The 22,352-nt window shown below is 69.8% G+C and carries 16 protein-coding genes and 1 pseudogene; 5 read left to right on the top strand and 12 right to left on the bottom strand.

Going from position 1 to position 22,352, the window contains the following annotated elements:
- Positions 1–15: 15 nt before the first annotated feature.
- The 3 genes from larB to HR086_RS09680 all read left to right on the top strand — a co-directional run bounded on the left by larB (position 16) and on the right by HR086_RS09680 (position 3,329).
- Positions 16–768 (top strand): nickel pincer cofactor biosynthesis protein LarB, encoded by a 753-nt coding sequence (gene larB, locus HR086_RS09690; RefSeq protein ID WP_141641983.1) that lies wholly within the window; start codon positions 16–18, stop codon positions 766–768.
- 5 nt (positions 769–773) lie between these two features.
- Positions 774–1,946 (top strand): nickel pincer cofactor biosynthesis protein LarC, encoded by a 1,173-nt coding sequence (gene larC, locus HR086_RS09685; protein ID WP_174460865.1) that lies wholly within the window; start codon positions 774–776, stop codon positions 1,944–1,946.
- 114 nt (positions 1,947–2,060) lie between these two features.
- Positions 2,061–3,329 carry an SH3 domain-containing protein gene (locus tag HR086_RS09680; protein WP_174465442.1) on the top strand — a complete coding sequence of 423 codons (1,269 nt, stop codon included), beginning with the start codon at positions 2,061–2,063 and terminating at the stop codon, positions 3,327–3,329.
- Positions 3,330–3,395: 66 nt separating this feature from the next.
- Here HR086_RS09680 and HR086_RS09675 read toward each other — a convergent pair whose 3' ends face one another.
- The 4 genes from HR086_RS09675 to HR086_RS09660 form a co-directional block, all read right to left on the bottom strand.
- Positions 3,396–4,106 (bottom strand): hypothetical protein, encoded by a 711-nt coding sequence (locus tag HR086_RS09675; protein WP_174454130.1) that lies wholly within the window; start codon positions 4,104–4,106, stop codon positions 3,396–3,398.
- Positions 4,103–5,671, bottom strand: coding sequence for an AAA family ATPase (locus HR086_RS09670; RefSeq protein ID WP_141641987.1), 1,569 nt, complete (start codon positions 5,669–5,671; stop codon positions 4,103–4,105). Before HR086_RS09670 ends, HR086_RS09675 begins: the two co-directional genes overlap by 4 nt.
- Positions 5,672–5,749: 78 nt before the next feature.
- Complete coding sequence (locus tag HR086_RS09665) at positions 5,750–6,523, bottom strand: VOC family protein (protein ID WP_174465441.1); 774 nt, start codon at positions 6,521–6,523, stop codon at positions 5,750–5,752.
- A gap of 125 nt (positions 6,524–6,648) precedes the next feature.
- Entirely contained in the window at positions 6,649–7,662 is a 1,014-nt protein-coding gene (locus HR086_RS09660; RefSeq protein ID WP_174465440.1) for a Gfo/Idh/MocA family protein, read from the bottom strand.
- A 436-nt stretch (positions 7,663–8,098) separates the two neighbouring features.
- Here HR086_RS09660 and HR086_RS09655 point away from each other — a divergent pair, with 436 nt between their 5' ends.
- Positions 8,099–8,815 (top strand): DUF2238 domain-containing protein, encoded by a 717-nt coding sequence (locus HR086_RS09655; protein ID WP_174460867.1) that lies wholly within the window; start codon positions 8,099–8,101, stop codon positions 8,813–8,815.
- Here the strand turns inward: HR086_RS09655 and HR086_RS09650 are convergent.
- Positions 8,802–9,299 carry a hypothetical protein gene (locus HR086_RS09650; protein WP_174454134.1) on the bottom strand — a complete coding sequence of 166 codons (498 nt, stop codon included), beginning with the start codon at positions 9,297–9,299 and terminating at the stop codon, positions 8,802–8,804. The two genes, HR086_RS09655 and HR086_RS09650, sit on opposite strands and share 14 nt — an antisense overlap.
- A gap of 165 nt (positions 9,300–9,464) precedes the next feature.
- On the bottom strand, positions 9,465–10,853 hold the full coding sequence (locus HR086_RS09645) for an ATP-binding protein (protein WP_141641992.1): 1,389 nt from the start codon (positions 10,851–10,853) through the stop codon (positions 9,465–9,467).
- A gap of 280 nt (positions 10,854–11,133) precedes the next feature.
- Here HR086_RS09645 and HR086_RS09640 point away from each other — a divergent pair, with 280 nt between their 5' ends.
- Complete coding sequence (locus HR086_RS09640) at positions 11,134–12,690, top strand: sensor histidine kinase (RefSeq protein ID WP_174465439.1); 1,557 nt, start codon at positions 11,134–11,136, stop codon at positions 12,688–12,690.
- Positions 12,691–12,695: 5 nt separating this feature from the next.
- On the opposite strand, the gene HR086_RS49730 is transcribed toward HR086_RS09640, so the two are convergent.
- From HR086_RS49730 to HR086_RS09610, 6 genes and pseudogenes are all read right to left on the bottom strand, one after another.
- Positions 12,696–13,733: an ATP-binding protein gene (locus tag HR086_RS49730; protein ID WP_141641994.1), complete on the bottom strand. Its 1,038-nt coding sequence runs from the start codon at positions 13,731–13,733 to the stop codon at positions 12,696–12,698.
- Position 13,734: 1 nt separating this feature from the next.
- On the bottom strand, positions 13,735–15,396 hold the full coding sequence (locus HR086_RS09630; protein ID WP_174454137.1) for an FAD-dependent oxidoreductase: 1,662 nt from the start codon (positions 15,394–15,396) through the stop codon (positions 13,735–13,737).
- Between the two features lie 116 nt (positions 15,397–15,512).
- Positions 15,513–17,558 carry a hypothetical protein gene (locus HR086_RS09625; protein WP_174465438.1) on the bottom strand — a complete coding sequence of 682 codons (2,046 nt, stop codon included), beginning with the start codon at positions 17,556–17,558 and terminating at the stop codon, positions 15,513–15,515.
- A 53-nt stretch (positions 17,559–17,611) separates the two neighbouring features.
- Complete coding sequence (locus tag HR086_RS09620; RefSeq protein ID WP_174465437.1) at positions 17,612–19,501, bottom strand: hypothetical protein; 1,890 nt, start codon at positions 19,499–19,501, stop codon at positions 17,612–17,614.
- The gene (locus HR086_RS09615) at positions 19,498–21,432 is read right to left on the bottom strand and encodes a hypothetical protein (protein ID WP_174465436.1); all 1,935 of its coding nucleotides are present in this window, start codon (positions 21,430–21,432) and stop codon (positions 19,498–19,500) included. The genes HR086_RS09620 and HR086_RS09615 overlap by 4 nt, the downstream gene beginning before the upstream one ends.
- A 27-nt stretch (positions 21,433–21,459) precedes the next feature.
- Positions 21,460–22,352 (bottom strand): annotated as a pseudogene (locus HR086_RS09610) (caspase family protein); the annotation flags it as partial.

Raw genomic sequence — 22,352 nt, 5'->3', positions numbered from 1 at the left:
GAGTAGACGGGCCCCATGGATGAGAAGGCGCTGAAGCAGCTCCTGGGGAGCGTGAAGTCGGGCCGCGTCTCGGTGGACGCCGCCGTGGGCAAGCTCAAGGATTTGCCCTTCGCGGAGCTGGGCTACGCGACGCTCGACACCCACCGCAACCTCCGCTTCGGTTTCCCCGAGGTGGTGCTGGGCGAGCCGAAGACGGTGGAGCAGCTGTTGGGCATCGTCGGCGCGCTGGTGGAGCGCAAGCAGACGGTGCTGGTGACGCGGCTGCAGCCGGACAAGGCCGAGGTCCTCGTGTCGCGCTTCCCCAAGGGGCTGTACCACCCGGTGGCGCGCATCTTCCATCTCAAGCAGGGCAAGGTGCGCTCGGGCAAGGTGGCCATCGTCACCGCGGGCACCAGCGACATCCCCGTGGCGGAAGAGGCCGCGGTGACGGCCGAGGCCATGGGCGCGGAGGTGCGGCGCGTCTACGACGTGGGCGTGGCGGGCATCCACCGGCTGTTGCGGCGCCGGGAGGAAATCCAGGAGTGCCACGTCGCGGTGGTGGTGGCCGGCATGGAAGGGGCGCTCGCGAGCGCGCTGGGGGGGCTCGTGGGCATCCCCGTCGTCGCGGTGCCCACGTCCGTGGGCTACGGCGCCAACTTCAAGGGCCTGTCCGCGCTGCTGGCGATGGTGAACTCGTGCGCCTCCAACGTGGCGACGATGAACATCGACAACGGCTTCGGTGGAGGCTTCTACGCGGCGCTCGTCTCCCGCACGAAGGGACGGCGGTGAGCCCCATGCGACGCATCCTCTACCTGGAGCCGGTGGGCGGCATCGCCGGGGACATGTTTCTGGCGGCGGGCATCGACCTGGGGCTCAAGCCCGAGGCGATTGAAGCCGCGCTGCGGGGCCTGAGCGTCCCGGGGTGGAAGCTGGCGGTGAGTCGCGCCGTGCGCCACGCCATCAGCGGCACCCACCTGGATGTGGTGTTGGACACGCGCGAGGCGCATCCGCACCGCGCCTATGCGGACATCCGCCGCCTCATCGAGTCCGCGTCCACGCTGTCTCCTCGCGTGAAGGAGCGCGCGCTCGCGGTGTTCCGCGCCATTGGCGAGGCCGAGGCCAAGGTGCACGGCGTGTCCATCGACGACATCCACTTCCACGAGGTGGGCGCGGTGGACTCCATCGTCGACATCTGCGGAGCGGCGGTGGTGCTGGAGCTGTTGGGCGACCCGGAGGTCCACGCGGCGCCGCCTCCTTTGGGCAGCGGCTCCATCCGCGTGGCGCATGGCACCATGCCCATTCCGGTGCCGGCCACGCTGGAGCTGTTGCGCGACGTGCCCGTGCGCTTCGAGGGCGTGGGCGAGCTGACGACGCCCACTGGCGCGGCGCTGCTCAAGGTGCTCGCGCACATTGGCCACCCTCCCGACTTCATCGTGGAGAAGGTGGGCTACGGCGTGGGCACCAAGGACTTCAAGGACAGGCCCAACGTGCTGCGTGCGTCCCTGGGCCGCATGGAGGCGACGCGCTCGGAGGGGCTGTGGGTGGTGGAGGCCAACCTGGACGACGCCACGCCCCAACTGCTGGGACACCTGGTGGAGCGGCTGCTCGCCGTCGACGCGCTGGATGCGTGGGTGACGCCCGTGGTCATGAAGAAGAGCCGCCCCGGGCACCTCTTGAGCGCCCTGGTGGAAGGCGGCCTGCGCGACACGGTGGTGGACACGCTGCTGCGCGAGTCCACCACGCTGGGCGTGCGCTACCACCGCGTGGAGCGACAGGCGCTGGAGCGCGACTGGGTGGAGGTGGAGACGCCTTGGGGCAAGGTGCGCGTGAAGCGCGGCCTGCGCGATGGCGCCGTCCTCAACGCGCACCCCGAATTCGAGGACTGCCGCCGCCTCGCGGAGGCCGCTGGTGTCCCGCTCAAGCAGGTGGTCGCCGCGGCCCTGGTGGCGCTCAGCCAGCGAAGCTGAGCCGCGGTCCTCCAGGTTGTGTAAGGCCCCCCGGCCAGATGACGGATGAACCGGGGGACATGGTCATGCGAAAACATTCTTGCTAGTTTGTTTCTGGCAAGAGGGGGGAATTCCATGACTGATGCAATCCGTAGGAGCCTGGGGCCTGTCATCCGGACGGTGGGGAACGTCGCCATCGAGAAGACGGTGCCGCCGCCGCTGCAGCAGGTGGCCAAGGCGGCCATGAACTTCGCGGTGTCGTCGTTCGAGCAGGCCCGTCCCGCCCGCGCGCAGGTGTCGCTGGAGGTCCCGCCGCCTCCCGTGACGAACGCGTCGGTGCAGGGCAACGACAGGCTGGAGGTGGGGGACAAGCTCCAGGTGGAATCAGGGATTGGGGTGAATCTGCGGGAGCGCCCGTTGGCGAGCTCCAGGGACCTTGGCGGCTTCAGGAACGGGGAGCGATTGGAGGTCATCGCGCCGCCGCAGGGCTCGCCAGAGCAGGCCGGCTTCGTCTACGTGCGCGGCCCCGATGGGAGCACGGGCTGGGTGAGCACGTCCTTCACCCGGGAGCTGACGGAGGCCGAGGCGGCGCAGGCGCCCGTGGCGGTGGGGACTCCCAGCGACGAAAACACGGCGGCCTCGGCGGAGTACCAGGACGTCTACGTCGACCAGTTCGGCGCCGAGGGAGACGTGGGCGGCGACGGCGAGAACGCCAACTGCGGTCCTTCCGCCACCCTCACGGCGCTGCGCAACGAGGGCCTGGAGATTCCGCCCATCCCCGACCTCGTCACCACGCACGGTCAGGACACCACGGGCGCGGAAGTGCAGGCGGTGCGCTACTGGGGCAACCACGAGAACGACTCCGGCGATGACGGCGTCGGCACGAATGACCAGGGCGAGGTCGTCTACGCGTTGGGGGAGAACGGGAGCTACACCGGCACCACGGACATCGAGCACGCGGTGACGGCCGCGGGCGGCACCTTCTACCGGCCGGCGGCGAATCCAGGGGCCATCGCGGATGCCATTCGCGATGGCAGCACGGTGGTCATCTCCGGCTCGTTCTTCGAGTACTCGACGGCGACAGACCTGACGCCCGAGGCGCTGAGGGCCCCCGAGGGTCGCGTCTACGTGGACGACAACGGCGACTTCCTCCCCGACGAGACCGCGCCGGGTGAGTACACCCTCGCCACCGAGAAGAAGAAGGACACCTGGACACAGGGCGGTGGCGCCATCGAACACTTCGTCGCCGTGGTGGGCGTGACGGACGAGGGCAACTTCATCGTGTGTGACCCCGCGCATCCCTCGAAGGCGCCCATCGAGGTGTCTCCCGAGAAGCTCGATGCCTTCATGCGTGGCAACCGCAGCGCCATCGCCATCGACGGTCCGACGACCGAGGCCTCGTAGTCGCGAGGAGTCCAGGTCCGGGGTGCCGCCCTTCGCCCGCTCGGGTGGCGCGGGCACCCCGGCCGTTCATCGCCAGCGCCTGAACCGGCTCCGCCACGGTGTGAACAACAGGGCGAGGAGGAACATCATCCCGATGCCCACCCAGCGCACGTCGCCCGGGCCGAAGCGAAGCAGTCCGAGCGTCACCCCGACATAGGCCCCCATGGCGAGGCACCGCGCGAACGTCGAGGGCAGCAGGGCCAGCAGCCCGGTGCCCACGGTAGAGTGACGCGCGAAGAGGCGCCACGCGCCGTGCTTCTGCTCCTCCGCGCGCAGCTTCCCCAGGAGGAACGCGTAGCGCTCCGAGTCCTCGCGGCGCTCCTGCTCCAGCCGTTGGAGCGCGCCCTCCCGCTCGACGCCGAGCTGCTTCGCGCGCTGCTCTCGGTGCTCGCGCGTGAGCTGCTCCCTGTAGGCGAGCTGCTCGGGCGTCCCCAGGTCCGCGCCGCACTGCTGGCAGTGTTTCGCGAAGCGGCCGTTGTTCGACGCGCAGACGACGCAGCGGGGAAAGTCCGGCCCGTCGTCTTCCGAGCTGTCGGGCCGCTGCTCCAACACCACCGGGGCCTGGGCCTTGAAGCGCTCCAGGTGCGCCTCGGGGACCTCGCCCTGGGGCAGCGCGCCGCGCTCGGCGATGTCCTCGAAGCGGCGCCCTCCGTCTTGAAGCTGGGGTGGCAGCTCCCGCTTCGCGCGCTCGCCCCGGTCCTTCTCCAGGTGGAGGAAGCGCGACAGCTTGGAGCTCATGTCGCCCTCTGGGGCAGGGTCCTCCCGGACGAGGCCGGACGCGTGCGGCCTCTCGCCCAGTCGCGCAGCCGGCGAATCTCGTCGTGCATCGTCACCGACAGCGGGAAGGTGTCCTGGATGGTGCGCACCAGGTGCCGCTGGGCCAGTTCGGTGTCCTCCGCGAAGGCTTCATAGAGCCCGGCCACCACCACCTGCTCGATTTCGGCGCCGCTGAAGCCCTCGGTGAGCGTGGCCAGCTCCTCCGTCGAGAAGCCCTCTGGCTCCCGCTTCCTCCGTCGCAGGTGGATGCGGAAGATGGCCTCGCGCTCGGCCTGCTCGGGCAGGTCGATGAAGAAGATTTCGTCGAAGCGTCCCTTGCGAAGGACCTCTGGCGGCAGGCCGTCGATGCGGTTGGCCGTGGCCACCACGAACACCGGCGCCGTCTTCTCCTGGAGCCACGTCAACAGCGTGCCGAAGACGCGCGCGGACACGCCGGTGTCTCCCGCGCCGGAGGAGGCCACACCGGACAGCCCCTTCTCGATTTCGTCCACCCACAGCACCACGGGCGCCACGCTCTCCGCCACGCGGATGGCCTTGCGCAGGTTCTCCTCGGAGGAGCCAATCAGCCCGCTGAAGATGCGGCCCATGTCCAGCCGCAAGAGCGGCAGGTTCCAGTGCGCGGACACGGCCTTCGCGGTGAGGCTCTTGCCACAGCCCTGCACGCCCAGGAGCAAGAGGCCGCGGGGCTCCGGCAGGCCGAACTGGCGGGCCCGCTCGCCGAAGGCCGCGGTGCGCTGGCTCAGCCACCCCTTGAGGTTCTCCAGCCCTCCCACGTTCCCCAGCGACTCCTCGGGCGGGTAGTACTCGAGCAACCCGCTCTTGCGAATCACCTGCCGCTTCTCGTCCTGGATGCGCTTGATGTCCTCGGGGCCCAGCTTGCCGTCATGGGCAATGGCCTTGGCGAAGGCGTTCTCAGCCTCCGCCATCGTCAGCCCGAGCGCCGCCTTGATGAGCTGGTCGGCGTGGTCCCTCGACAGGTCGATGGTCGCCTTGTTGGTGCGCCGCACCACCGCGACAATCTCTCTCAGGAGCTGGAGCAAATCGTTGTACCCGGGCATGGGCACGTCGATGACGGAGATTTCCTTCTCCAGCTCCACGGGGATGAGCAGGGTGGGCGACAGGAGGATGACGGTGGTGAAGGTGCTCTTGAGGAAGTGCGCCAGTTCCCGCAGCGCGCGCACCACGCCCCGGTCCTCGAGGTAGGGATGGAAGTCCTTGAGCACCACCAGCGCGGGCTCGCCCAGTTTCTCGATGGCGGCCATCGCGTCGATGGGGTTGCGCGTGTCCTCGGGCAAGGGCGCGGTGCGCGAGGTGCCCATGCTGCGCAGGCCCCGGGTGATGGACCAGGTGAAGAGGGCCTTGCCGTGCGCGCGCGCCAGCTCCGCGAGGATGGCGTCGACGCGGTGCTCCTCCCACGACACCAGGTAGAGCAGCGGGTAGCGAGCCCGCACGAAGATGTCGAGCTCCTCGAGCCACGGCTCGGCGGGACGGGAGACGCGGGCGCTGCCGGGGGAGAAGGACGACATTCGTCCAGTACTCTAGTGGGCACCGCGCGGAAGCGAAAACGCGGATGCCCACGGGAGTGGCGTGCGTCCGACAGGGCTCTACGCGGGCCGGCTCGGCGCGATGAGGGTGAAGGCCGCCCCCACCGGGTCCGTCACCACGGAGTAGCGACCATGGGGCGAGTCGGTGGGCTTCACGTGGACCTTGCCGCCCAGCTCGGTGACCTTGCGCACCGAGGCGTCCGTGTCCGTGACGGCGAAGTAGTTCATCCAGTGGGGTGGCAGGTCGGCGGGCCACTGCGCGGTCATCTGGAGCACTCCGGCCACGGGTTCGCTCCCTTTGTCGAGGGTCCAGTAGTCCATGCCGAGGTCCAGCTTCTTGGCCTCCAGGCCCAAGAGGGCGGAGTAGAAGTCCTTCGCGCGGATGCCGTCGCGGGTGTTCACCTCGTGCCAGGCCATGGTGCCGGGCTCTCCCACGAGCTGCGCGCCTTTGTGCCCGCGTGATTGCCAGAGCCCGAAGCTCGCGCCCGTGGGGTCCGTACAGAAGGCGAGCCGGCCCGCGTCGAAGACATCCATGGGGGCTATCGCCACCTTGCCTCCCAGCTTCTCGGCGCGCTGGACGAAGGCATCCACGTCATCCGCCTCGAAGTAGACGCTCCAGGCGGTGGGGTAGGGCGCGTCCTTGGGCTTCAGGCCGATGCCGGCCACCATGCGGCCGTTGAGCTGGCACATCGAATAGAACCCCGACTCCTCGGGACCGATGAGGTAGGTCCATCCAAACAGCGTGCTGTAGAAGGCGCGGGTCCGCTCCAGGTCGGGCGTCGTCAGGTCCATCCAGGTGGGCGTTCCGACTGCATGCGCTTCGACTGTCGGCATGTCGTGCTCCTTCATGGGGTGGGGCTTCGTGCGGGTGAAAGGTAGCCACCGCTGGGGAAGTCGCGCGTGCCACCTTGCTTGCTCTGTCTGTCCGGAGGGAGTGGGCCCTTGTCGCGGCGTGTCCTTCACGCCGCCGAGGAGGAAGGCACGTGGACCCTCTGGCCCTCTTCGTTGGAGAGGAGCGCCGCCGCGATGACCTCCTGGACGATGGCGCCGTCTTCCACCGTGGCGAGCCCGTCGCGGGGTGCGCCGCGCAGCAGGCCGAGGAATCGGCGCGCGCCTTCTTCGTGGGCGCGGGCCCAGGGCTCGGGCTCTCCAGGTCGGGGCTCGATGCCGGGGGCGAGGTCCTTCCAGGTGCCTTGCTCGAAGCCGCGTACGGGGGAGATGCACCAGCCTCCGCGCGAGGGCACGTAGCCCCCGGAGAAGCCCACCTCCCAGCCGTGGCCGAGCAACGTCCATCCACCGTGAAGGCCCGGCTCCGGACATGCGGCATGCGTGAGCACCAGCACGGCGCCGGAGGAGAGTCCCACGTGCAACGCGGCGGTGTGCACGGGCCGGCCGGAGAGCGAGGCCTGCACCCAGACAGGCGCGTGTCCTGTCAGCCACAAGGCCGCGTCGATGACGTGCGACAGGCCGCCCCAGTCTCCGGATTCGCCCGTGCGGGGCGCGTCGGGTGCATCGTCGCCGATGGACGTGAAGCCAGTGCGCAGCGTGAGGACGAGGTGGCGCACGGAGTGTCCACGGAGCCAGTGCTTCAGGGCGCGAAGGGGTGGCAGCATGCGGTAGGGGAAGTTGACGGCGCTGGGCGTCGGGGTGTCGTGGGCGCGGCGTGCCACGAGGCGTGCTTCTTCGACGGTGCGAGTCAGGGGCTTCTCGCAGAGCACCGCGCGTCCGGAATCCAGGGCGGCGAGTACATGGGTTGCGTGCAGTGCGTCTGGGCTCGCCACGACCACCGCGTCCACGGCGGCGCACAGTTGATGCACGTCCGTGGTGGCCAGGGGAATGCCTTCCTGCTCGGCCGCGATTCGGGTGGCCACGGGGTCGCGTCCGCACAGGGCCGCGACATCCGCACCCGCAGCGCGGAAGGCGCCCACGTGCATGCGCCCCCACTTCGTCCCGATGATTCCAATGCGCGCCATGGGGGCGCAGCCTGCCAGAGACCGAGGTCCGAGCGTGTACCCACGCTGATGGAAGAGCGCCCTTACGGTGTCGACCAGCGAAGCGAGGCCCTTCGTGTCATGCCTGACTGAGCCGTGCTGGCGAGCAACTGGCGTGAATGCCACCGCTACGGACATTCGAGCCCGTTGGGTACAGCCCTCATGTGTCGGCCAGCGAAGTGAGGCCCTTCGTGTCATGCCGTGCCGGCAAGCACGGGCCGAGCAACTGGCATGAATGCAGCCGCTGCGGCCATGCCAGCCCGTCCGATACGACTCTCACGGTGTCGCCCCGCGAAGCGAGGCCGTTCGTGTCATGCCGTGCCGGCACGCATGGGGCGAGCACGCCTCCGCTGGGGACATGCGATGCTGTGCGCGGCCCGGCCTTCACATCCGGGCACGCCCGAGACGAGGCCCCTTGATGCAGCCCGCGGTTTCCCTGTCCTCGACGCCCTCCGCCGACTTCGTCGCTCCGTACTTCGCTCCCGTGCGCGGCACGCGAGAAGAAGCCCGGGTACCGCTGGTGCTCGCAGGCGTGCTGGCTCCCATCCTCATCGCCACGTTGCTGTTCAGCCCGGAGGGCCCGCTCAACTGGCTGCTCGAAGTGGGCCCAGGCCTCATCGGCATGGTCGTCCTGGCCGCCACCTTCCGCCGCTTCCCCATGTCTCGCTGGGTCTACGTCTGCGTCTTCCTGCACGTGCTCGTGCTGACGTACGGCGGCTACTACACCTATGCCCTCACGCCCCTGGGCGACTGGGCGCGAGACACCTTCCACCTGTCGCGCAACCCCTATGACCGGCTGGGGCACTTCGTTCAGGGCTTCTTCCCCGCGTTCATCATCCGCGAGGTGCTGCTGCGCGCCACGCCCCTGCGGCGCGGCGGTTGGCTGAACTTCCTCACCGGCTCGGTGGCGCTGGCCATCAGCGCCTCCTACGAGCTGCTGGAGTGGTGGGCCGCGCTCGTGTTGGACCCCGAGGGCGGCGACAAGTTCCTCGGCTCGCAGGGCGACATCTGGGACGCGCAGTGGGACATGTTCCTCGCCCTCTGCGGCGCCACCCTGGCCATGGCCCTCTTCGGCCGTGCCCACCTGCGAAGCGTGGAGCGACTGGTGGCGCGCGCGAAGCTCACATCCACTTGAGCGAGTAGCGCCGCACGGTGTGCCGAGGCGTCATCTTCGCCTCGGTGACTATCTTCCCGAACCCCATCAGGAAGCCGCGGAACGTCCCCAAGAGCAGCGGCGCGGGAAGGCGCGAGCCGCTCTCCAGCTCCGCCGCCAGGGGCATGAAGGCCACGGTGCGCGTGCTGTCCGTCGCGGGCAGGTCCTTCACCAGCGCGCGCAGCACCAAGTCGAAGTCGCTGAACACCTTCTCCACCGAGTCGAAGCCCTTCGCCCGAGCCAGCGGCAGCGTGCGCATCGCCGAGCGCTGGGCGATGGCCTCCACCGCCCTGTCTCCCAGCGCCGCGTGCAGCTCCCCCGTCATGCGCACGTAGTCCTCCCACGCGTACCACGTGTCGTCACGCATGCTGTTGATGGTGCGCTGGTGCGCTGGAAAGCGCGAAGACGCTGCCGTCATCGCGCCGAGGATGGCCTTGAACCAGGCGCCCTGGATTTCGCCGGACATGAGTTGCTCCCCTGACTGGAGAGCACTCCACCCGCGTGGCCCCTCGCGAACCAGAGGGCCCCCCACGCGGGCGTGCACGGCACGACGCTCGCGAGCGTCGAGGACAGGTCTTCCGTCTCCCGGTGGATGCTCCGCGCGTGCTCCGCAGGACACCCGCCCGGAGCGCTACACCGGCAGCCGCACCTGCACCCGCGTGTGGCCCGGCTCGGAGAGGACGCGCACGTCACCGCCGTGCCGCTCGATGATGCGCCGGCTGATGTCCAGCCCCAGCCCCGCCGCGTGCGGCTTCGTGCTGAAGAAGGGCTCGAAGATGCGCGGCATCAAGTCCCTGGGAATCCCGGGCCCGTCGTCGGCGACCTCCGCCACCACCTGACCGGCTTCCGTCCAGGTGCGCAGCTTCAGCGTCCCGCCGCGCTCACCCAGCGCCTCCAGCGCGTTCAGCACCAGCTGCGTCCACACCTCGTCCAGCGCGCCACCCTCCGCGCTCAGCTTCGGGGCTGTCCGCTCGTACTGCCGCTCCACGGTGACGTGGCCGCCGTCCAGCCGGTGGCGCAGCACGCCCAGCGCGGTCTCCAGGCCGTCATGCACGTCCACTTCCGTGGCCGGTGCCCTGTCCATGAAGCTGTACGCCTGCACCGCTTCCACGAGGGCGGAGACACGGGCACTGCCGCGCTCCACTTCCGCCAGCAGCACGTCGCCGCTCACCGCCGCCACCAGCCAGGACAGCGTGTCGCGCAGCAGCGCCTCACCCACGCGGTGCGCCACCGAGTCCAACCACGCCACGTCCAGCCCGGACGCCACCAGCGCGGGCGCGACGTCCCACGCGTCCGTCATGCCGCGAATCTCCAGCCACGCGCCCACGTCCTCCTCGCGCCGCGTCCGCGCGAGCGGCTCCAGCGCGGGAGTCGCCCGGCCGCGGTCGGCGGCCTCGCGAGGCAGTGCGAGCAACGCGCCACGCTGCGCGGAGGACAGGCCATGCTGCCCCAGCGCCATGGCCCGAGCGGACACCAGTCGCAGCGTGTCGCGCAGCCGTGTCGCGCTCCGGTTCGCCGCCGTCGCCGGGTTGCCCAGCTCCGGTGCGAGCCCCGCCACCATCTGCCCGGGCGTCAGCAGCCCGGGCTGCTGCGTGGACACCACTTCCTGCGGCTGGGTGCGCTGGGCCGCCACCTCCATGAGCCCCCGTCCCAGCGAGGGCGCCTGCCGCAAGAGCTCCCAGAAGGCGGCGGGCTCCAACCTCAGCAAGCGCACGTCCGTCTGCGCATGGCCGGTGGTGGGATAGGGGGAGTTCAGGAAGAGGATGAGCTCCCCGAAGATGTCGCCCGCCTCCAGCGTGCCCGTGGGGGCGTCCTGGTCTCCCACCCGGCGGGACCACACCGTGCGTCCCTCGAGGATGACGGACAGGCCGTCGGCGGGGTCTCCCTGCGCGGCGACTCGAGTCCCTGCGGCGAAGTGAAGCTGGCGCCCATGACTGGCCACCCAGTGGAGCTGCTCGTCGCCCAGCCGGGAGAACAGTGAAACCCGGCGCAGCGCTGTGACGATGTCCTCGCTTCCCATGTCCCTTCGATGCTGCCTGGGTCCGAGGAAGGGTGTCCATCTCCGGATGGCCCCGTGGACCCGGAATCGACATGGACCGTGGGATGCAAGTCCTGTAGGCGCCCGGCGCCTTGGGGCTCGAGGGGGGGCCTCACCCGACTGGGAGCAGGCGGCCTCCGCCTGGCTGTCCGCTCCCGCGCGACGCATGTCCGGCAGGGTGGCGGACGACGGAGCATGTGGGGAAGCGAGACTCGCGGACGGGGCGCAATGTTGGGGGAACCCTGACAGGAAGGAGCTCCGCATGGAGCCGCACGCCGCTCCCCATCCGCGCACGGAGGCCCAGGGCCTGTCGCCGACGAGCCCTCCGCCCACCTCGGCAGGCGCGGAGGAAGGCGACGGGGCGGCTGTCTTCCTGTCGGAGCTGCGGACCGTCTCGCTCTTCTCCGACGTGGACCCCGAGGAGGCCGAGTGGCTGCGCGGCGAGTCCACGCACGTGGAGCTTCAACCCCAGGAGTGGCTGGGCCACGAAGGGGAACCCGCTGCCTTCTACCTCATCCTGGAAGGGGAGCTGCGCATCACCAAGACGGTGGGAGGCGTGGAGACGCTCGTCTCCGTGTTCCGCGCCGGAGAGTTCTTCGGGGAGGTGCCGCTGCTGCTCGGCCAGCGCTTCCTCGCCAGCAGCCGTGCCCTCTCGTACTGCCGGCTGGTGCGGCTCAGTCACAAGGCCTTCTGGCAGATGCTCGCGGAGTGTCCCACGGCGAACCGGGAGATCCTCCGGAAGATGGCCGAGCGCATGAAGGCGCTCCAGTCCATCTCGCTCCAGCAGGAGAAGCTGGCGTCGCTCGGAACGCTGGCCGCGGGGCTGGCCCATGAGCTGAACAACCCCGTGTCGGCGGTGATGCGCGGCGTGCGCGAGTTGGGGGAGCGGCTGGGAGAGCTGCCCTCGCTGGCGCTGTCCCTGGACTGCCGCACGCTGTCCGAGCCCCAGGTGCGGGCGCTGGAGGCTCGCGCCTCGCTGGAGCCCGTCTCCCGCAGTCCCCTGGACCGGGGAGACGCGGAGGATGCGCTCGCGCGGTGGCTGGGCGCGCGCGGCGTGGAGGACGCGTGGGTGCTGGCGCCGGAGCTGGTGGAGTCGGGCCTGTCGCTCGAGCGACTGGAGCACGAACTGGAGTCGCTGCAGGGCGACGTGCTGAAGGGCACGCTGCGCTGGGTGGCCGCGACGCGGGGAATCTCGGTGCTGCTCGAAGAGGTGGGGCAGGCGGGGGGACGCATCGCCGCGCTGGTGAACGCGGCCCGGGCGTACACGTACCTGGATGAAGCGCCGCTGCAGCGCGTGGACATCCACGAGGGATTGGAGAGCACGCTGGCCGTGCTGGGGCATCGGCTGCGCGGCGTGCGCGTGGAGCGGGACTATGACCGGAGCCTGCCGCCCATCACCGCGTACGGCACGGAGCTGAATCAGGTGTGGACCAGTCTCATCGAGAACGCGGCCGACGCCATCAAGGAGAACGGCGGGGGTACGCTGCTGCTGCGCACGCGCGGCGACGGAGACCACGTGGAGGTGGAGGTGGTGGACGACGGCCCCGGCATCCCCGAGGACGTGCTGCCCCGGGTCTTCGACCCGTTCTTCACCACGAAGGGTGTGGGCGAGGGCACGGGCCTGGGGCTGAGCATCACCCACCGCGTGGTGTCCACGCTGCACCGAGGCGAGGTGGTCGTCACCTCCAGGCCGGGCGAGACGCGCTTCCGGGTCCGCCTGCCCCTCGAACTCGACAGCGCCTTCATCCCCGAGCCCGCGCGTCCGCGTGCGTCCGCTCCACATCCGCGTCCGGAGCTCGAGGAGCTGCGCGGCGCGTAGCGGTGTCACCCCGGCGGAGGTGTCTTCAGCGGAAGCCGGACCTGGAAGGACGTGCGTCCGGGCTTCGACTCCACGCGCACGTCGCCGTGGTGTCGGTCCACGACGACTCGGCGGGTGATGTCCAGGCCCAGGCCGGTGCCGTGGCCCATGGGCTTGGTGGTGAAGAAGGGCTCCCAGATGCGCGGCAGCAGCTCCGGCGGCACTCCGGGCCCGTCATCCACCACCTCCACGAGCAGGAAGTCACCGTCCTTCGCGGTGCGCACGGTGAGATGGCCCTTGCCGCCCATGGCGTCGATGGCGTTGTCGACGAGGTTGGTCCACACGTGGTTGAGCATGCCGGGCAGGGCCTGGACGCGTGGCAGGTCGCGGTCGTACTCGCGCTTCACCTCGACGCCGTGCTTCAGCTTGTAGTTGAGCAGCAGCAGCGTGTTCTCCAGGCCCTCGTGGACGTCCACGGGTTCGAGCTGCTCCTTGCCCGCATGGGTGTATGACTTCACCGCGCCGGCCAGCTCCGCCAGGCGCGTGGTGCTCTGCTTCACCTCCGCGAGCAGTGCCCGCGTGCGCACCATCGCCTCCAGCCACGCGAGCGCGTCCGGCAGCGCGTCGGCGGGAAGGGCCTGGGCCAGCGCCTCCAGCTTCTCCTGTCCGATGGCCGCGTCGAGCAGCGTGGGTGAGAGGTCCCACGCGTTCACCACGCCGCGTTCATCCATCCAGGTCGCGAGCGCGTCCTCCGCGTCACCTCGGGTCAGCGGGTCCAGGTCCCGCGTGGCGCCCCGGCCCTGGCTCTGCCGGCACGTGCGCAAGAGCAGCACGCGTTGCTCCTCCGTCAGCTTCCAGCGCTCCAGCGCGAGGGACAGGTCCTCCTGCGCGTCCATGGCCAGGGTGAGCTGCTCGGTGGCGCGGCGGCCCGCGGAGGCGGGGTTGTTCATCTCGTGCGCCAGCCCCGCCGCATGGCGGCCCAGCGCGGCCAGCTTCTCCTGGCGCAGCAGCGTGCCTTCCAGGCATCGCAGACGCTCCTGGGGCTCCTTCACGTCCGCGGACACGTCACACCTCACTCAGGTATTGGTGGATGAAGGAGATGGCGATGGAGCCCTCGCCCACGCCGGATGCCACGCGCTTGATGGAGGCATGGCGCACGTCGCCCGCGGCGAAGATGCCCGGCACGCTCGTCTCCAGGAGGAACGGTGGACGGTCCGGCTTCCAGCCCTTGGGGCGCTGGCCTCCGGGCATCAGGTCCGGTCCGGTGAGGACGTAGCCGCGCGCGTCCCGGGCCACCAGTCCGTCCAGCCACTCCGTCCGGGGCACGGCGCCAATCATCACGAACAGCGTGCTGGCGGGCACGGTGCGCTCGGGTTGTCCCCGCGTGGCCAGGGTGAGGCGCTCCAGGTGGGCGCCGCCCTCCACGCGCGTCACCTCGGTGTCGAGCAGCACGGTGACGTTGAGCAGGGAGCGCACCTGTTCGACGAGGTAGTGGGACATGCCCCGCTCCAGCGAGTCGCCGCGCACCACCAGCGTCACCTGCCGGGCGAACTGCGCGAAGTAGAGCGCGGCCTGTCCCGCCGAGTTGGCGCCGCCGATGATGTAGACGTCCTCTTCCTTGCAGGACACCGCCTCCGTGCGCGACGAGCCGTAGTAGACGCCCGCGCCGGTGAGCGCCTCCATGCCGGGGGTCTCCAGCTTCTTCCATTGAACGCCCATTGCGAGCAGCAGCGCGTGACAGCTCAGCTCCGTCCCATCCGCCAGCGTGACGATGCGGTACGGGTCCTCCACGCGCAGGCCGCTCACCTCCTGGGGCGTGAGGATTTCCACGCCGAAGCGCGCCGCCTGCGCCACCGCGCGCCGGGTCAGGTCTCCGCCGCTCAGGCCCGCGGGGAAGCCCAGGTAGTTCTCGATGCGAGAGCTGGTGCCCGCCTGTCCGCCCGGTGCGCTGCGCTCCACCATGACGGTGCTCAGGCCCTCGGAGGCTCCGTACACGGCGGCGGCGAGCCCCGCGGGTCCTCCACCGATGATGACCAAATCGTAGAAGGGCTTGGTGGCGCGGACCTTCAGGCCGATGCGTTCGGCCACCTCCAGCGTGGAAGGCCCCATCAGCCGCGTGCCGTCCGGGAAGAGGACCAGGGGCAGCTTCTCCACGGCCGCGCCACCGGCCTGGGCCAGCAGCAGCCGGCCCTCGTCGCTGACCTCCACGTCGAGCCACTGGTAGGGCACCTGGTTGCTGCCCAGGAAGTCCCGCAGCGCATGGGAGCGAGGCGCCCAGCGGTTGCCCAGCACGCGGATGCCCTCGAACGTCGGAGGGTGGTGCGCCCACCACTCCTCGAGCAGGTCGGTCAGCACCGGATAGAGGCGCTCCTCGGGAGGCTCCCACGGCTTGAGCAGGTAGTGGTCCAGGTGCACTTCGTTGATGGCGTGGATGGCGGCCTGCGTGTCCGCGTACGCGGTGAGCAGCACGCGCCGGGCCTCGTCGTAGAGCGCCTTGGCCTGCTCCAGGAACTCCACGCCGGACATGCCTGGCATGCGCTGGTCCACCAGGAAGAGGGCCACCGGGTCTCCGCGCAGCCGCAGCTGACGCACCGTCTCCAGCGCCGCCTCACCCCGGTCCGCGCTCAGCACGCGGTACTCGCGGCCGTACTGCCGCCGCAGGTCGCGCTCCACCGCGCGCAGCACTTCCGTGTCGTCGTCCACCGCGAGGATGACGGGCTTGGCCATGCGGTTCGCTCCCCTTGGGAGAGAACGCACCGGACAGCGCAGGTCCTCCAGGCGGGCGGACGGGCCGTGCGCGGGCCGCCCGGAGCCCTGGCGTCAGCGAGCGCCCGCGAGGCGGGCTACGGCGGGCACGTGGCCGCCTCGTCGTTTCTATCGATGACGCGCTCGTCGAGGGCGCCCGTGTGGACGGCCTCCGCGAGCAGGGTGGCCCGACACGAGGGGAGCCACGTGTTGCCGGTGACCATGAAGCCGACGCGGACCTGGGCCAGCGAGTCGAGCCGGAGCTCCGTGAGGCTGGGATTGTCCCGGACCGTCAGGCCGTCCACCTCGCGCAGGCCCTTCAGCCCGACGAGGGTCGGCAGGTTCGTGTTCCCATCCGCGTAGAGGTTGCTGGCGATGGTCAATCGCTCCAGGCCCGACAGGTCCATCAGGGACCGGTTGTTGGTGATGACCAGCTCGCCGCGGATGCTCTGGAGGGAGCCCAGCTCCGTGACTTGATACAGCCTCGGATTTCCGATGACGCGGAAGTAGGGACCCACGTCCCGCAAGGCCCGCATGGGGCCGAGGACGGACAGGTTGTTGTTGTTCTCGATGGTGAAGCCCCCCACCCGGGAGAAGTTGGGCAGCTCCAGGCGCTTGAGCTGAGGGTTTCCCGACACCACGAACTCCCGGCCGACGGTCTGGAGGTTCTCCAGCAGGGCGGTGTCCTCCAGCGCCTCATTGCGGACGAGGGAGGCGTCACCCGGGATGTTCCGCAGCTTGCGCAGCCCGGCCAGCGAAAGGAGCGAGGGATTGTCGACGATGTGGAGGGACCCGACGAGGGCGACCTGCGGCAGTGGAACGTCTCTCAGCGCTGGGTTGCCCGTGATTCTCACGGTGCCCGTGATGCTCTCGACGAAACTGAAGGTCCCCGCGCCTTCGAGGACGGCGTTGTCCGTGATTTCAAGGCCCTGTCGAGGGGTGAGGGCGCCCGTCCCCGCCAGGGAGAACAACCGGGCGTTCTGCTCCACCCTCAGGCTCCGGCCCACCTGGACTTCGCGGCTCGGGGGGAAGGAGGCGGGGCCGAACATCAGCGAGTTCAGTTGCGGATTGCGGGCGATGACCACGTCATCCCGGACGAAGCGAAGCCCCGTGAGCGCCACGCGCACGAGCAGCGGGTTGTCGTGGATGTCCACGGAGCCTTCGACGAACTCCAGCCCGGGGAGCACCACCTCCGTGGCCACCTGCGAGGAGATGATGAGCCCTCCTCGGATGTGGGAGATGTTCTGGAGCGCGGCGACGTCCGTGGCGTCGAGCAGCTCGTAGGTGCCGTCATGGGTGGCGGCGGACCGGCATGCGTACTGCCGGCCCAGGACCTCCAGCTCCTCCAACACCAGACTCCCGTCCTCGTCTCCGCCGTAGGCCACGGCCACGCCGCCAGCGATGCAGTTCACGCCGGGCGCCTCCGCGTGCTGGCGTGTCAGGATGCTCCCCGGCGGTCTGCAGATGCGGGTGGAGGCGCGAAGCTCGTCGTCGTCGAGGGTGCCGTCCTGGTCCAGGTCGGGTCCCGACTCCACGGCGTAGACGTCCGAGGAGCCGCATTCACTGTCCTCGCGCGTCCCGAGCCCCACCACGCGCGTGAGCACCGTGTCCGGCTCCTGGCAGCCGTAGACCGCGCGGGTGATTTCGTCGTCGGACAGGATGCCGTCCTGGTTCGTGTCGTTGCCCGCGTGAGTCAGTTGGCCGCCCAGCGGACACGCCTCGCCCCGGGGCTCCCTCCGCGTGCGCACCAAGACCCCTGGGAAGGTCGTGGCGCAGACGTACTCCTCGGCCGTCACCTCGGTGTCGCCGAGCACGCCATCCAGGTCAGTGTCGATGCCCGACTCCACCCGGCGACCGCCGTGCTCGCAATGCGGGCCCGCCGGTTCCTCCCGCGTGCGCTGCACGACTCGCGGGGGCGCCTTGTCGCAGGAGTACTGGATGCTGTCCGCCTCGTCGTCGGACAAGAGCCCATCGTCATTCGCGTCCGGTCCCGCGAGCATCACCTCCCCGCCATGCTCGCAGTGCTCGCCCGCGGGCTCTGGCTCCTTGCGCATCAGCGTCGCGTGGGGTTCGAGGAAGTCGCCGAGGCGAATCGCATCGCAGCCCCCCAGCAAGAAGAGCGGAACAACCCAGGTCCATCGCATCGGAGGTCCTCTTGGTCGCTTCTCGTCGCGCGCGCTGTCCCCGCCAGACGGACTCATGGGCAGGTGGCCTGGTCGTCGTTGTCCGCCACGAAGAGCACGCCGGGGGTGCCTGTATAGGCGCGCCCCACGAATTCGAGGACATGACAGGTGGGAAGCCGCGGGTTGCGCTGGGCGGACAGGTAGCTGGACACCTCCTGCACCGTGTCCAACCCCAGGCGGGTCAGGTTGGCGTTGTCCTCCACCATCAGCGATTCGATGGTGCGCAGCTTCGCGAACTCACCCAGGTTGCCGAGCGCGTCGCAGCGCCGCACCGAGAGCCCCCGCAGATGTTCCAGGTTCGCCAGCCCATGTAGCGCGGTCAGCTTGGGATTGTTGTCGAGGGAGAGCCAGGGCCCGTTCACGAGGGGAATCAGGCCACCCAGGGTCTTGAGCTCCGGGAGGGAGTCCACCGAGATGCCCGTCGCCACGCTCCGCAGCTCGGGCAGGTCCCCCCACACCGTCATCGCGTCGTTGCGGGCGAAGGTGATGCTCCCCGCATGCCGGAGCGAGAAGAGACCGTAGGAGTTGAGCATCCCCGCGTTCTCGCTCACCTCCAGCTCGCCGGAGACGACCTGGAGTGACGACAGTCCCATGAGGTTCGGCAGTTGGGGGGTGCCCTTCACCCGCAGGTTTCCACCCACGGACTCCAGCTTCGTCCCCCCGAGCGTGACCAGGTGGGTGTTGCCCTCGATGACGACGTCCCCGGCCACTCGCACCAGGTTGGGCAGGGGCAGCCTCGGAAGCGTGCCGTGAGCGCTGATGGTCAACGCCCCCTCGAGGAACTGGATGGAATGCAGCCCCGGGCTCTCGGGCGCGTGCGTGAGCGCCGCGTTGCCTTTCAGGAGCACGCCGCCGCGAGGAACCACGAACCGGAGGCCGTCCAGGCTCGTCAGCCGGGCGTTGGACTCGACGGCCAGATTCGTGGTCACCCACAGTTTCTCGCCGCTCGCGCCGCCGACCTCCAGCGTCTCCAGCATGTCGTTGCCGCGAATCTCCAGCCCCTGTCCGACGAAGCGCAAGCCGGGCAACTGCATGCGCGTCAGGGAGGGATTGCCTTCGATGACCACGGCGCCATCGACGACCTCCAGTGAGGGCACCCTCACCTGGGAGAGCGACGGACCGCCGCCCCGGAACTGGAGGGTGCCTCGGATGCGGCCGATGCCCTGGAGCACGGCGAGGTCCGTGTCGTTCCGCACCAGGAAGTCGCCCTCGAAGGTGTTCCGGTCCCGGCAGATGAAGCTGGAGGCGAGGACCTCCGAGGCGTCCAACACCCTGTCGGTGTTCTGGTCCATGCCCGCGAAGACGCGAGTCCCGCCCGCCGCGCACTTCTCACCCGCCGGCTCCCAGTCCAGCTCCACCAGGAGCTGGGGCTCCTGCGCGCAGAGGGAGAGCGTGGTCCGCACCTCGTCGTCGTCGAGGTTCTTGTCGCCGTTCTCGTCGGGCCCCGTGTCGACGATGGTGAGCCTGGTGGGCTCGGAGCAGGAACTCGGGGGCGGCTCGGGGATGCGCACGCGGGAGAGGATGGGCGCGTCGGAGACCTTCCAGCAGGTGTACACCTCGCGGGCGACCTCCTCCGGGTCCAATGTGTGGTTCCCGTTCGCATCGTGCCCGGCGCGGGTGACCTGGCCGTCTCCCAGGCACCGCGTCCCGAAGGGCACCGGCTCCACAATCACCAGCAGGTCGGGGACGATGGCGCACTGGACCTCGGTGCTCGTCACCTCGTCATCGTCGAGCACGCTGTTCGCGTTGAGGTCCGTGCCCACGAACATCACCCGTCCTCCCAGGGGACAGCGCTCCCCCGGAGGCTCCACGATGGTGCGGGAGAGCGCGGGGAACAGCTCGCTCAACCGGAGGGCTTCACAGCCCATCACCAGGGGCAGCAACGCCAGCCATGACCATCTCATCGAGTGCTTCCTTGGGGGGCCCACGCGCCCTGCGCTGCTGTATCGCCGACAGGGAGCACCGGCGTCGCGCAGGTGGCCGTGTCGTCGTTGCCCCGGATGTCGCGCTCCGTCCCGATGAACACCCGGTCCGCGAAGGTGTTGGCCAGACAGGTGGGCAGCGCCGTGTTCCAGACGATGTCCAGCGTCTGGCGCACTTCCAGGAGGCCGCCCAACCCGAGTCGTTCGAGCGCGGGATTGGAGTCCACCTTGAGCTTCGTCAGCGACTTGAGGTGTGAGAGCCCATCCAGGTGCTTGAGCGTCGGGTTCCCCGTCACCTCGAGCTCCTCCATGCTTCGGAGGTTGCCCAGCCCCGACACGTCGTTCAGCACGTCGTTCTCCGAGAGCGCCAGTCGCGGCAGGGAGGACAGGGCCGGGAAGGTCCCCAGGTGCGTCAGCGCCTTGTTGCGCGTCAGGTCGAACCGGCCGTGGATGGCCGTCAGCCGGGGGAAGTCGCAGGCCGTCAGGGCGTCGTTGTCGGCGAGGGACAGCCAGCTCACGCTGTGCAGCTCGCCCAGCCCCGATGTGGAGACCAGGGCGTCGTTGTCCGTCACGTAGAACCCCTCCTGAATCGTCCGGAGTACGGGCAGGCCCGACAGGTCGGTCAGCGAGCCGTTCTGGCGGAGCGTCAGGGTGTTGCCCACCGTCTCCAGTTGCGTCAGCTCCAGCTCGGTCAGCGCTGGGTTCTCATTGATGGCGATGGAGCCACCCACCTGCTTGAGGACGCGGAAGGGCAGTCGGGTCAGCTTCGCGTTGCCGATGACATCGAGCGAGCCGGGCAGCTCCGTGAGGTTCCACGAGGCAGGGAGGGTGAGCGAGTCGTTGTCGAACAAGGACAGGCTGCCCCGGGGCCTCACGTTCTTCAGCCCATCCAGGCTGGCGAGGCGCGGGTTCTGCTGCACGGACAAGTCCCGCTCCACCCACAGGATGCCCTGCTCCGTCGAGCCCCCGAGCGTCAGCGTCTCCAGCTCCGGGTTGGAGTAGACGGCGACGTCGCCGCCCACGAAGCGCAGCCCGTCCATCTCCAGACGCGTCAAGGCCGTGTTGCCGCCCACGTACAGCGGCCCCTCCACCGCGGAGAGCGATGGCAGGACGAGCTCGGCCAACGCGGTGTCCTGGATGTTCAGCGAGCCCTGGATGCGGGAGAGGGAGCGCAGCACCTCCAGGTCCACCGCGTCGCGCAGATAGTAGTCGCCTGTGAAGGTGTTTTCGGAGAGGCACACGTAGGTGCGCGTGGCCACCTCGGAGTCCTCGAGTGTGCCGTTGCCGTTCGTATCGGTGCCCACATTGAGGCGCGTGCCACCGGAGGCGCAGCGGGCTCCGGGCGGCTCGGGTTGCGGGCGCACGCGGACCATCGACGCGGGAGCGCAGACGATGGTTTGCGCGCGGCGCTCCGTGTCGCCCAGCGCTCCATCGCCATCCAGGTCCGGCCCTGCCTCCAGGAGGGACGTCCCCTCGTCACAGGCGAGGGGATACGAGTTCAGGTCGCTCACGCGGTACACCACGGTGGACGCATCCCGACAGGTGACGACTTCCTGCGTGACTTCCGCGTCCTCCAGCTGCCCGTCGCCATTCACGTCCAGGCCCGCGCGAAAGCGCTGGCCGCCCAACGGGCAGGGTGTCCCCGGAGGAAGCGTCTGCGTCACCACCAGCACTCGCGGCGGTGCCAGGGCACAGTCGTAGGAGGTGCTGCTCACCTCGGCGTCGTCCAGGACGCCGTCGTCGTCCAGGTCCAGGCCCGTGAGCGTGCGCCGTCCGCCGTGCTCGCAGTTCTCGCCGGAGGGCTCGGGCTCGAAGCGGGACAGGGGATTGTGCTGACGGACGAGTTGCTTCAGGTCGATTCCGTCACAGCCCACGGTGAGCACGAGCAGCGTCATCCAGACAGGTCGCATCACGAAGGCTCTCCCCCGGGCCGCACGGTGTCAGCGTCTCAGCGCCAGCTCGACGCCGAACATCCGGTCCCACCTGTCATCGCCGTCCAGCGTGACGCGGTCCGCTGAGGCCGTCGCGGCCAGTCGCAGCTTCAGTCCCAGCAGCCGCCCCGCCACGCCCGCCGCCGCGTGTGTCGTCAGCAGCGTCGGGTCCCACATGCGCTTGTTCGGCGACGTCACCCCCAGCACACCCCAGCCGAGTCCCGCCTCGAGGAACAGCGGCGTGCGCTCCCCATCCCTCAGGCCGAAGAGGCCCTGCACCGTGGTGCGGTGCGTGCGGATGCCCTCGAACGCCACCGGCATCAGCGAGTAGGTGGCGCGCGCGCCGTAATAGAGGTGCGGCCACGTGTCATCGCGCCAGGAGAGGCTCGGGCCGGTGGAGAACCTGCTCAGCCCCAGGGGCGCCTGATGCCCCACGAGGCCCACCTCCCACGCGGAGGAGGCGGAGGGGCTGGCCATCGCGAAGCGCCGGGACACGAAGTCGCCGCCGCCCGCGGCTGGAGGAAAGGCGCGGGAGAAGTCCACCGGCACCAGACCCGCGGCGACCACGTACTGGTCATAGAAGTCCTTGTCGAGCGGCACGGCGAACAGGCCCCGGCGCAGGGCCTCCTCGGCGGGACCGCGCTCCTGGAGCTCGCGGGGCTTCAGGTCCGGCAGCACCTCCTGGGACAGCTCCGCCAGGGTGACGCGGGCCTCACTGGTGGGCGTGCGCAACCAGTACACGTCGCGCTCCGGCAGCCGCAGCATCACGTACTGGTCCTCGGAGCGACGCACGTCCGCGAGCCGCCGTCCGTCCGAGTCCTCCACGGAAAGTCGCGAGTGACCGAAGCCGCTGGACAGCGTGAGGCTGGGGCCGCTGGGGGCCGGGCCGACGAGGGGACGGC

It is taken from the genome of Myxococcus sp. CA039A (assembly GCF_013336645.1).
Lineage (GTDB): Bacteria > Myxococcota > Myxococcia > Myxococcales > Myxococcaceae > Myxococcus > Myxococcus llanfairpwllgwyngyllgogerychwyrndrobwllllantysiliogogogochensis.
Note: the sequence above shows the minus strand (reverse complement) of the source record. Positions and strands in the feature narration are given on the sequence as shown.